This is a genomic window from Phormidium sp. FACHB-592 (assembly GCF_014695795.1).
In the GTDB taxonomy this organism is placed as follows: Bacteria; Cyanobacteriota; Cyanobacteriia; order Leptolyngbyales; family Leptolyngbyaceae; genus Stenomitos.
Genome location: NZ_JACJOZ010000005.1, coordinates 1 through 10871, shown reverse-complemented (window position 1 = coordinate 10871; position 10871 = coordinate 1). Strand labels below are relative to the sequence as shown.

The 10871-nt window shown below is 47.1% G+C and carries 10 protein-coding genes; 6 read left to right on the top strand and 4 right to left on the bottom strand.

The window, feature by feature from the left end:
• A partial coding sequence (locus H6F86_RS00170) for an FG-GAP repeat protein (protein ID WP_199304908.1) occupies positions 1-320 on the bottom strand: 320 nt, incomplete at its 3' end.
• A 360-nt stretch (positions 321-680) separates the two neighbouring features.
• Between H6F86_RS00170 and H6F86_RS00165 the strand changes: the two genes are divergently transcribed.
• A complete protein-coding gene (locus tag H6F86_RS00165; protein ID WP_199304906.1) occupies positions 681-1361 on the top strand; it encodes a thermonuclease family protein in 681 nt (226 codons plus the stop codon).
• Between the two features lie 281 nt (positions 1362-1642).
• Here H6F86_RS00165 and H6F86_RS00160 read toward each other — a convergent pair whose 3' ends face one another.
• On the bottom strand, positions 1643-2335 hold the full coding sequence (locus tag H6F86_RS00160; protein ID WP_190446090.1) for a hypothetical protein: 693 nt from the start codon (positions 2333-2335) through the stop codon (positions 1643-1645).
• Between the two features lie 180 nt (positions 2336-2515).
• Here H6F86_RS00160 and H6F86_RS00155 point away from each other — a divergent pair, with 180 nt between their 5' ends.
• Positions 2516-2707 (top strand): hypothetical protein, encoded by a 192-nt coding sequence (locus H6F86_RS00155; protein WP_190446089.1) that lies wholly within the window; start codon positions 2516-2518, stop codon positions 2705-2707.
• A 486-nt stretch (positions 2708-3193) separates the two neighbouring features.
• Positions 3194-4090, top strand: a complete 897-nt coding sequence (locus tag H6F86_RS00145; protein ID WP_190446088.1) for a leucine-rich repeat domain-containing protein — start codon at positions 3194-3196, stop codon at positions 4088-4090.
• A gap of 313 nt (positions 4091-4403) precedes the next feature.
• Here the strand turns inward: H6F86_RS00145 and H6F86_RS00140 are convergent, their stop codons facing one another.
• Positions 4404-5720 carry a hypothetical protein gene (locus tag H6F86_RS00140; RefSeq protein WP_190446086.1) on the bottom strand — a complete coding sequence of 439 codons (1317 nt, stop codon included), beginning with the start codon at positions 5718-5720 and terminating at the stop codon, positions 4404-4406.
• Positions 5721-6546: 826 nt separating this feature from the next.
• Between H6F86_RS00140 and H6F86_RS00135 the strand changes: the two genes are divergently transcribed.
• Together H6F86_RS00135 and H6F86_RS00130 are read left to right on the top strand one after the other, a co-directional pair.
• A complete protein-coding gene (locus H6F86_RS00135; RefSeq protein WP_190446084.1) occupies positions 6547-7002 on the top strand; it encodes a hypothetical protein in 456 nt (151 codons plus the stop codon).
• A gap of 79 nt (positions 7003-7081) precedes the next feature.
• Positions 7082-7672 carry a hypothetical protein gene (locus H6F86_RS00130; protein WP_190446081.1) on the top strand — a complete coding sequence of 197 codons (591 nt, stop codon included), beginning with the start codon at positions 7082-7084 and terminating at the stop codon, positions 7670-7672.
• Positions 7673-7816: 144 nt separating this feature from the next.
• Here H6F86_RS00130 and H6F86_RS00125 read toward each other — a convergent pair whose 3' ends face one another.
• Positions 7817-8131 (bottom strand): hypothetical protein, encoded by a 315-nt coding sequence (locus H6F86_RS00125; RefSeq protein WP_190446079.1) that lies wholly within the window; start codon positions 8129-8131, stop codon positions 7817-7819.
• A 925-nt stretch (positions 8132-9056) separates the two neighbouring features.
• Between H6F86_RS00125 and ltrA the strand changes: the two genes are divergently transcribed.
• The gene (ltrA, locus tag H6F86_RS00120; RefSeq protein WP_190446078.1) at positions 9057-10709 is read left to right on the top strand and encodes a group II intron reverse transcriptase/maturase; all 1653 of its coding nucleotides are present in this window, start codon (positions 9057-9059) and stop codon (positions 10707-10709) included.
• Positions 10710-10871: the final 162 nt, after the last annotated feature.

Genomic DNA, 10871 nt, shown 5'->3' with positions numbered 1-10871 from the left:
GCAATGGTGTCACCGCTAATAGCAACACTACGGATGAACTTAATATCTTCTTTCGGGTCATCAGGCATCAGTTTTGCCCGTTCAATCCAAGTAGAGCCAGAACGCTCAAACACGTAGGCAGGCGCGAGTCTTGCGGCAATCACAAGCGTGTCCTGTTCAATAGCGACGGCAGTTCCAAACCCATCTGATTGCTCGCCGCCACTGGCATACAGTGTGGTTTCGGGAGACCAGAGGGCCTTGGCTTGCACGGCAACGACAACCAAAAGAGTGATCAGGCTGAACGCGACAACCAGCAACAGACGCAGGTGAACTGTGGACATAAGCAAGCTTTACCGAATCAGGGCATTATGTACAGTGCCAAATTAAATGAAACCGAGACAAATTCGTGTCACGGCGTAAAACCCTCTCTGCCGTAGGCTTGTAGGGAGAGTTTGCTCCGTGACCACCTCAAGCCAGCTTCGTTTGGCTTTGCTGCTTTAACGACACTAATGTGTCTTCACGACAAAGAAAAAGTCACTGTACAGTTTTCCAACTGATTGACCCCACTTAGGGGTGCGTGCCTGCTGTCCGAAAATTCCTTAGCGTTGCTTTTAGTCCAATTGCTACGGGAACGCCGTGGTGCGAACGTTTGACTATCAAATCCGATGGGCATTCTACAGGTACCGATTGCCAGAGCTTCAATGAAACGACTGTTCACTCTCGCTGCACTCAGCGTCCTCACCGCCTTTAACTTTTATCCTCTACCGGCTGCGGCTGCGCGTGTGCGCTGTGCGGACTTTGCCACGCAGCAAGAAGCCCAGGCATACATGCAACAGCACGGGACAACTTATTTGGATGGCGACAAGGATGGCGTTGCCTGTGAAAGCTTGCCACGTGGTAGTGGTTCAACGAGAGTACCCACCGTGGCTCGTCCTCAGCAACCGAGTCAAGCCTTGCTTACGGCTGCGGTGGTTAGCGTGGGGGACGGGGACACCCTGCGAGTGCAGAGTCAGGGTAAAGCGATGACAGTCCGGCTCGCGTGCGTGGATGCAGCGGAGATGAAGCAGGCTCCTTACGGGCAGGCAGCTTCGCAGCGACTCAAGCAACTGTTACCGCAAGGGCAGCGCATCTCGCTACGTGTGGTTGATGTCGATCGCTACCAGCGCACAGTCGCGGAAGTGTATGTCGGCAGTACTCCGGTCAACCTCCAGATGGTTCAGGAGGGGCAAGCAGTTGTTTACCGACAGTATTTGAGCGGCTGTCCGGGTTTACGCAACCAACTGCTGCAAGCAGAACAGCAAGCGAAGCGACAACGGTTGCAGTTTTGGAGTCAGGCGCGACCAGTCATGCCGTGGGAGTATCGCCAGCGGCAACGCGGCTAGCAAAGCTTGTGCCAGTTGGCGGCTAGTTCAGCACTGGAAGCGCCAGTTGAGCGTTAGCCATGCTTATCAATGGGCACCTTAGAACTAACAGAGACATAATTAACCCGGTCAGAGCGATCGGGTTTTTTGCCTTATGGACCGTAAGCCGATCATGCTGCTGCTGGCTGTCAGGTGACACGAGGATTTTCAGACATAACGGCAAAGCTACCCGGACGACGACAACCTTTGCAACTAAAACTTATGCTTTGTTCCGGTTCAGCGCAGTGTTATGGGGCGTTCTCCTAGGCTCCCCTAACTGTAGCAGTTCCATGCAAAACTCCAACGGGTGTCTGAAACCCAGGAACCAGGATAATCTGGTATCGCTCAAACTCCCAATTTGCTTTTAACTGATCGTCAGTAAGTTGATCAAGTTGTTTACCAGAACGACTCTCAGGGCGAGGAATTCCCCGATTAAACAATCGGTCAGTACCAAGATTGAAAGCTAGCAAGTAAACTGTCCATACTCCAGGGTTAATATCAACCTGCTTCATTGGTTCAGTCAAATACAGCAAGTTTGTGATTGCAACCCGCCCAGAATCTATTCTTAGGGGTAGAGCTATAACTCTCTCTGCTTTACCAAAAGCAGGTACTTGGGTCGAAGCATATACCTCAATCCAATGGTCATTCAAATGGGCATCAGTTCCAAAGCAAATCGTTCTTCCATTGGTAATATAGCCTTGCCGATAACTACCTAAATCTGAGCGTTTTTCATCAGGATCGGAGTAGAAACTGTCAGGGCTTGGATTGACTCCTGTGTCATAAATAAAGAATAGATAATGGTCAGCAGAAATCCTAAATTCTGTTAGCAATTGCATTGGTTTGCCTTCAGCTAAGGCTAACTGGGACGTAGACAGTACAGTTGATTGAGACATTGGAACACCGCAAGATACTGCAATCCCCAACCCTGCTAATGCCAGTAGCTTTCGCCGTTTCATCCTTCAATTTGCTTTACTCAAGTCCTACCCCTAGTCTAAATCAATACCCTTGCAGTACTAAAAGCTGACTTTAGCGAGAAATCTTCGCTTATATCTGAACACTAGATTGAGCCACGTGGTCATGCGCCGTTATGACAGTGATTACTGGGGCACTCTAGGACCGTTACTAAAGGGTGCTTTATGCAAACAACGTTCAGACCCGTGCGTGTTGCCGTCACCGCTAGTGTTTGTTTAATTTCCTTGCTGGCTGCCACCTGGCTCTACCACCCAGTGAGAGTCGCTTTAGCTCATGGCGAATGGTGTGTCCAGTTCACGCCTGAAGGCACTCAGCAGATCTTGTATGGCGGAACAGCTTGTGGGTTGAAGCCTTAGTTCACGCCTTTGGTACTTTGCGGACAATGAGCAAGCAACTCAAACAAGACGCTGATAGCAAGCGATCGAGCAGTAGTTTGGCGCTGCTGGTGAAACAGATTAGTTGTCTGTTTCACTTTTCTGAGGATGCCTGACTGGTGGCTGTTCTAGCGGGTGGCTTTTTCGGCTTCCCCCAAACTTCCCCCGTTCAGTTCAGCAATGAGCTTAAAACGGCTGCGTTGAGATGGGTTTAGCATTTGGGTCTAGCTGGGGCATTTCCCCACATAGCTAGTGACCGATCACAGTAAAGGAGGCGATGCCGCCGCGCGTCACGTTGCGCGCGACCACATCGCCTAGCCCTGGTTCAGCCGTGGAGAGGTTGCGCGCGGGGTGGTGACTATCGCGCTCTATATGCTATTCAGGATGATGTTCTCATTGTACTCGTGATCAAAATTAAGCATCGGCGGGAAGTCTATGAAAGTTGACGGTTGTTAGAGGTTTAGCAAGATGGCGTTAAAGTTTGGCATTGCAGGCATTGCTTTGAGCCTGATTCTAGCTGCTTGCAAACCAACCGTTGCAGTCACTCTACCTGCACCCGAATTCAAAACGTTTACCGATTGGTGCCTTAACCGAGAAAAGCTTTCACCCGCTGTAAAACATACCGTTGAGGTTTTGCTGGAATATGTTGATACTTCTGATTGTAAGCAGGCGAATCATGAACTCACTGAACGCATAGCATTCTATCTTACGGGTACAAAAATTAATGACATTAGACCACTACAATCACTGATCAATCTAGAGGTACTCTATTTAGGTGGCAACGAAATTAGTGATATCAGTCCGTTGCGCTCGTTAAATAAATTGAGTCTTCTTGATCTTGGAGATAATCAGATTAGTAACGTTAGCCCTCTAAAGTCGTTAGTTAAATTAGAAACTCTCAGTCTCAGAAACAATTTGGTTGATGACATTAAGCCTTTACAATCGCTGATTCATCTACGGTCTCTTACCCTTGACCAGAACAGAGTGAGTGATATCAGCCCGCTAAAATCTTTACTTAATTTACGCTCACTCTATCTTGATCAAAATCAAGTTAGTGACCTCAACCCATTAAAACCATTGGTGAAGTTAGGACTTCTCAGCCTTCAGAAGAATAAAGTGAGTGATCTCGCTCCACTAAAATCCTTATTTGATTTGAGCATACTTGATCTTGGTCAAAACCAAGTTAGTGACCTTCGCCCTTTACAATCACTGATGAAGTTAAGAACGCTTAGTCTTGCTCAAAATAAAGTCAGCGATCTTCGCCCATTGCGATCGATTCCCAGCTTAGATTTCGTGGCTCTTCAAGGAAACCCGATCGCTAACAAAGTCTGTCCATTGCGATCGCCCTCAGTTTGCCAGTTCTAATGTTCCTGGAGTGTAATAATTTGACCCAAATGCAACTGGCTGGTATTCCGTCCTGGCAGCACGTTCCAAGATACAGAAGGGACTATTGCAGCAGTGGTTGGTGATCCGGTAGGGCGCGCCAATCCGTGGATCGGTAGCATCCACGCCTACTCTCGGTTAGGTGGCTCGAAACAGTGAATAAGTACGATCGCGAGTAGTTATCAGGACGGAAGGGTATTCTCTGCAGAAGGAAGGAAAGGAGGAAATAGGAAAGGCGAAAGGATTGTGTCTATTGAAAGGAGTGATCACTCTGGCGCTTCTTGTTGATGCAAGTTCACTGATTTCCCTGTAATGCCTTAGACTTCAATAGTTCATTAGCAAAGTTTTGAACGGACTTGTTCTTATGATTTGCAAAAAGCTGTAGCTTATCTCGAAAATCCGGCAACACATTTTTGTGTGCTGCAAGTGCTTTCAGCGCACCGATACACACACGACCCGATTTATGATGAAGCAGGTCAGACAGGGAATTGTGGTCTCCCTTGTCACAATAAAACTGTCCCAGCCCATACGCTGAACGTTCCTGAACCATTGCTTTTTCTGTGAGGCCCTTGTGTAGCCGTTTGAGAGCAGCATCTTTAGTTGCCCCAATTTGTGCACATTTTGAAAGGGTAGCTGCCACAAAGAGTCCAACGGTTGCACCATAATATATTCCACTATCCTCAAGATGTGAGCAGAGAATGTTCATGATTGGCGAAAGGTCTTCACCCTGTCCAGCGAGGTCTCTACAACCCTCAGCAGCAATGGTTCGAAGTACCCGGTCATCAGAATGTTCGATAAAATGCCCTAAAAAAAGTATGCAAGCCCGATTATCTTGAAACTTTGAATAGGTTCCTGCTCTTTGGACGACATGAGGCACTAAAGAGGGCGAGTCTGGTGGTGGTGGTTCATCTAACAAAGACCGTAACGCACCATCAACATCTCCGGTATTAAGGGCGTGCATTACACAGGCAAGGCGTGAGGCACCATCAGAACTTTCTTGGAGAATTGGGATTGCATCGGAGATGTCATAACCACAGGTTGCAAGCTGGGCAAAACAGGCAGGAACATACTCTGCCGATGCGCCTTTCAAAGCATTCACAAGCAACGGGATATATCGCTCTGGATTCCTTGCTCCAGGTTTGTGTTTCCAGCCAGCAAGTCCATGAACAAGGCTTTTTGCAACAGTTTTTCGGAGATGCTTGTCTTTATGCTCAAGACAGGCAATGAGTTCATTCCAAATACGCTCTCGCTCCAAATTTGGATATTTCATCTCACGACTTCCAACCACAACGCTTACAAGAACAGCAACCGATTGATGCCGAATATCACGCTGTTTACTATGAAGCTGGTCAATCTGCTGGTCAACAAAGCTATCCCAACCGAACGGTACGTGATGATTTAGGGCTCCTAAAGCACTTTCAAAGCATTGCCTTCGCGATTTATCACTGTCAATGCTCAAAATAAGTTTACTAATTTGTGAGAACAGGAACTCAGCAGCCTCTTCGAGTCCATCACCACTCTGACTGCTTACTTCATTGAGGCGATTACTGGCATTAAAGTGAGTTGACCAATCTTTACTCAACAGTGCTTGGGCAAACTCAATTGCGCTCATGTGTGTCCCTCGTGCTCGAAACTTTTTTGTGACCAGTACGCAAATTTTACGCAGTACCGAGTAACTTTAGGAAACACACATTTCCATAAGTTACTTGGCTTTTGGCTTGAGCCAGGTCTACCAATCTGACATTATTGGAATTATGTAAGCGGGCTTTTTATGTCAAAAAGCCCTGCCTGGCTTAGTTATAGCAGCGGAAAAATTCTGGTCGTTAGTGAACCGTTAGCTTAAGCTGTCCCATTTACGATGTCTGGTTGATTACTACTGAGAAGCCTGTAATAGCGCAAAGTCGTTACTTAGGATTCGGACTGTCCCATTTAGAGGTAAAAACGGGACAGTTCAAGCCGTTCGTTAGCCAATTAGAGCGATCGCTGAAAGCTTTATTTCATGAGCCTTCTAGCCTTAACGACCACTTTTTTTCCGTTGCTATAACTAAGTCTGTATAGTTGCGCAGCTCGCAACGGAGCAAGAGGGTGAAAGAGGAAAAGGGCAGCGGTGTAAGGGTTTGAGCGATTGTGCCAGTTGACGGCTAGTGCAGCATCGGTAGCGCAAGCTGATCATTAGGCACGTTTATCAATGGGCACCTTAGAACTAACAGAGACATAATTAACCCGGTCAGAGCGATCGGGTTTTTTGCCTTATGGACCGTAAGCCGATCATGCTGCTGCTGGCTGTCAGGTGACACGAGGATTTTCAGATTGGCTTCCTAGAGGCAGCCCCTACAGACACCTGCTAACCACCAAGGGATTCAGAAGATAACCCAGTAGCGATGCAGTCTAAATCCAGTCCAATTGTCTTAGCATCACGATGTTTTACGCTTGATTGTATGAATGCATGGCTTCTCACATGGGAAGGGACAGAAGGTCCCGCAGTAGTTCCAGATAAAAAGATTGTGGCAATCATTTCAGGTCGTTTATCTTCAAAAACAATTGAAGAGGTAGTTGATATCCTTTATCGTCGAAGCATTGGTCCTGCCTATGATATGGCTTCTCTTGCAAACAAGCGGAAGCAGAGAGAGGATGAGTACAGGCTTATTTACAGTCAATCAAATCGCTTCTTCTATGGCAGAAGCGCATTGTGTATCTATGCACGAAAGGTTTTTAACCTGAAAGTCGAGCGTGATGAATCTCATCAGGTTGAGCGTGTGCGATGGACAGAATTTGCTTACCTACAAATGAAGGAGCCGGAAACTATGCCTCAAGAGGTTGAACCTGCGACAGAAAAGGAGCTATTACGTAAGCTTAATGAACCCTTAGCACTTGATATACTCGATGCATATTAGCGTGAAGTCTAAACTAGCATTGAAGTAGATATGTTTGTTGTAAAAAAGTTTCAGTCTAATAATTGTTAGATATACATCTATGACTAGCTCTATTGAGATTCAAGATATCGACTTCGTAGATTTAACTTATGAAGAATCTAGTCAGGTGAGAAGTTCGATTTTGAAAGGGGAAAATTTTTATGGTTATATACCAGAAAAAGGATTTAGCTTTATTGTCAAAAATTTCAAAATTTTATCTTCTATTGGCATCCTTGAACAAAATTGGTTTCTAGCCTACACGCACTCATCACACTTTGAAGATGTCTCTCTCGATCTGGTACAAGAAATTTTTGACACGTGCGACAGAAAAATACTTCAAGAGAAGTACCCTATTTATGTAGGTGATCACTTTAGTAACGGTGAACGATTTAGCTTGTTTCGGGGTTGTGCAGGACCTATCCATAAAAAAGGTATGTCATGGACTTCTTCGTTAGATAAAGCAATTTGGTATGCTGCTCATCATGCTGAACATTATGATTTAGATAATGTTGCAGTTTACGCGGCAGTTGTGAGCAGAGAAGATATTTATTGTTGTGGAGATCACTATGACCATGACTTCATAGTGAGACCCAAAGAATGGTGGCGTATAGAAGTTCCACAGAGCGAATTCAGATTAGATAGACCAAGATAAACAAGGAATACCTATTAGCTATTTATATCAATGTAGTTGACGACATTGATACTGAATCGAAGGACATTCGCAACCAGCTAGGTTATGGTTCCCTAGAAGGTATATCCTTGAGAGTTCTTCACTCGTCCAAAAGACTCGAAGTCTTCAAGTGAAGCAATGGCAACATTTATTGATAATGTAATCCCCCATTAAATTGCCTGTCTCAAGGTCATAAATTGGTATAGCGACACCATCAGGAACTGTATGAATTTCAATAACCCCAATATTACTAATTCCTATAAAGTTTTCTAAATTAGCAAATTTGAGATTATGAGATCCAAAAAAGTTATCTAAACCTATACGATGAAGTTCTTGAGTGGCTGGATTTAAGATGTAATCAAATCCTATTTCTTCGAATTCTCGATATGTTTTTAGATTTTTTAATAGCCTTCCATAAAGCTTCTTTTGAAACTTATTCATTATTACCATCTTCCTTTTCTCAATTGAAATAACGTGGAATACCTGTGAGAGCGATGTGCAGTACCTGTATATAGGAGCTAACACTTAACTTGAGGTAGTTAAGCTGAATATCTTCACAAGCTAACTGAACTCAAATAAAGAGTCAAAATCTTTCGTCAATGAAACACTTATGGCAGGATTTGGATAGGAGTTTCTTCATCCAGATTAACATTCAAAATTTAACTTCCGAAGCATCCGAGCACAACAAATCTGGAACCTTGTGCTTGCTGAATGGAGAACTTCGCAGGCCTGGACTGAATTTGGCATGTGCGATTCGTTCGTTTGAAATGAGTCTCGCGACTCAAGGAAAACGGCAGGCTAAAAGGGCAACTGCCCTCTGAACCTAGACAACTTGGTTGCTGTGCAGTGCGTCTAGAGAGCGTTGCTTTCTAGATTATTCTCGCCCCCCAAGTGCAGGGGTGACAGCCTATCCCCCACCCAAGCGACTGACTCTCAACCGGGTGAAGCGGGGATAAAAGGTGGTAACGCCGAATCCAACGGCGAATCCCATCGAGCAGAGATGGTCATGAGTAGGAACACGAACTCCTCCAACCGTCGTTAGTTAGACCAAGCCTACGTGGATTATTGGCTTGACCCAAAACGGGATCGGCTAGATGAGCCAGGCAGTTATGCCACTGACCTGGATGCACTCTCCATAAACCCGGCGGATAGGGAGACTCTAACACCATCGCCAAACGGCAGCCAGGAACGAAGTAACTCTCCTGTACTCTCTCAAGTTGGGTCGATAACTTGAGTCGCTAGTCAGGCGCATGAGACAGGCGAGCAGGATTGTCTCAGAAGCAAACGCCCAGGGGAAAGCCCAGGGATAGGCAGACAGAGACACAACGACTTGGAAGATAAAGGAGTCAGTCGGAGTCAACACGTTATGAACCCGGTCTTACAACCGAGGTATGAATGGAAGACATTGCCCTGGAAACAAATCCAGCGGCGGGTTTTCAAGCTCCAAAAACGCATTTATCGAGCCTCCTGTTGTGGCAACGTCAAGGCAGTCCACAAACTCCAACGACTACTGCTCAAAGCCTGGTCAGCCCGCTGCTTGGCTGTGCGGCGCGTGACTCAAGACAATGCGGGTAAGAAAACAGCGGGCATTGATGGGGTGGCGTCACTGTCTCCCACCGCTCGGCTGCGACTGGTCGCCAGCCTGAAACTTGGCATCAAAGCCGCTCCGGCACGACGCGTCTGGATACCCAAACCAGGGAGCGCTGAACAGCGACCCTTGGGCATTCTGACCATGCATGACCGCGCCTTGCAAGCTCTGGTAAAACTGGCACTCGAACCCGAATGGGAAGCCAAGTTTGAACCGGGCAGCTATGGCTTTCGACCAGGACGCTCAGCGCATGATGCGCTCCAAGCCATCTATCTGAGTCTGACGCATGCTCCCAAGTATGTGTTGGATGCCGATCTTTGGCAGTGTTTCAACCGGATCAATCAAACGGCGCTACTGCACAAACTGCACACCTTTCCAGCTCTACGCCGCCAAATCAAGCGTTGGCTACAAGCGGGAGTGATTGACCAAGAGGGGTTTTCTAGCACTGATGCTGGGACACAACAGGGAGGGGTGATCAGCCCACTCCTGTGTAATGTGGCCTTGCATGGACTAGAAACGGTACTGAAGCAACAAATTCCCACCAAGGCAGCAAAACTCACGGTTGTCCGTTTTGCTGATGATTTCGTGGTGCTTCATCAAGACCGCCAGGTCATTCAACAGTGTCAGCAGCAGATTGCACAATGGCTGCAACCGATGGGTCTGGAGTTGAAACCGAGCAAAACGCGTCTATGCCACACACTAACCCAGCTGGATGGTCGCAGCGGCTTTGATTTTCTTGGCTTTGAAGTGCGGCAATACCCCGTTGGTCAAACCCACTCTAAGCAAGGCTTCAAAACCCTGATTAAACCGAGTCAAACGGCGATCCAGCGACACCTGCAACAGCTCCGAGACCTTGTCAACCACCACAAAGCAGCGCCCCAAGCCGCCCTAATTCGCCAGCTCAATCCGGTGATTTGGGGTTGGAGTGCTTACTATGCGGCGGTGTGCAGTAAAGAGTTGTACCAGCGGGTCGATTGGTCAGTCTGGCAAAAGCTGTGGTCATGGGCAAGACGTAGACATCCGAATAAAAGCCGTGGCTGGGTGGCCCATAAATATTGGCGACGAACACAAGGCAGACGGGTGTTTGCGAGTGTTAGCAATCAACTGCGCCTGCATCGGGACTACCCGATTCGCAGGCACATCAAAGTCAAGGGTGTCAAAACACCGTTTGATGGTGATTGGTTGTATTGGAGTACACGCCTGGGTGAACACCCAGATACTCCCCGTCGAGTGGCTCGTCTACTCAAGCAACAGCGGGGGAAATGTGCTGTTTGTGGTCTGTATTTTCAAATGGAGTCGTTGCTAGAAATCGACCACATCATCCCTAAAGCGTTGGGTGGGAAGGATGAGTTTCAGAATTGGCAGCTACTGCATCGACATTGCCATGATGTAAAATCCGCGGTGGATGGGTCTCACCCCAGTCATCGTTGAGGTACTGATGACAACAGCCAAGTGGTTGAGGAGCCGGATGAAGGGAAACTGTGCGCCGTGGTACGCACTGATAGAATCGCCAACGCAGTTGGCTGGAGTTCAAGGCAATTGACTCCAAGGCGAACAACTTACCTTAACTCGAAAGAGAAGGGGGACAAGAGC